Consider the following 617-nt stretch of genomic DNA (forward strand, 5'->3'; position numbering starts at 1 on the left):
GCAGGCCCTGGCGGACTGAAGGGAGAAGACGCTGCCCCCTGTCGCGGGTCGCTATACCGCGAGCCAGGCCGCCTGATCCGGCGTCAATACGCCGTCTTCAATGGGACCACCGGCCAGCAGAACGGAGGTGTGGCCGGGCAGTTGGTACGCCTCACCGGAGAGGTTGACCACGCATACGAAACCGGGGTCGCGGCGGAAGGCGAGGACTCCGGCGGGGGTGTCGAGCCAGGTCATGGTGCCGTCGCCGAGGGCAGGAATCTCGCGGCGCAGGCGGAGGGCGGTGCGGTACAGCTCCAGCATCGAGGTCTCGTCGCCGGTCTGTGCCTCCGCGGTGAGCTGGTTCCAGTTGGCGGGCTGGGGCAGCCAGGGTGCGGCGTAGGCGTCTTCGGGGCTGAAGCCGAACGGCGCCGCCTGCCCGGACCAGGGGATCGGCACGCGGCAGCCGTCGCGGCCCTTGTCGGTGTGGCCGGAGCGTTCCCAGATGGGGTCTTCGAGGACGGAGGCGGGCAGGTCTTCGACTTCGGGGAGGCCGAGTTCGTCGCCCTGGTAGATGTAGGCGCCGCCGGGCAGGGCGAGCATGAGCAGGGCGGCGGCGCGGGCGCGGCGGGTGCCGAGGT

General features: G+C 71.5%; 1 protein-coding gene. It reads right to left on the reverse strand.

From position 1 onward, the window contains the following. Positions 1-51 precede the first annotated feature (51 nt). Positions 52-617: alpha-amylase family glycosyl hydrolase (locus I8N67_RS41870; RefSeq protein ID WP_200309636.1), on the reverse strand; the 566-nt coding region annotated here is incomplete at its 5' end.

It is taken from the genome of Streptomyces adelaidensis, assembly GCF_016598475.1.
Taxonomy (GTDB): Bacteria; Actinomycetota; Actinomycetes; order Streptomycetales; family Streptomycetaceae; genus Streptomyces; species Streptomyces adelaidensis.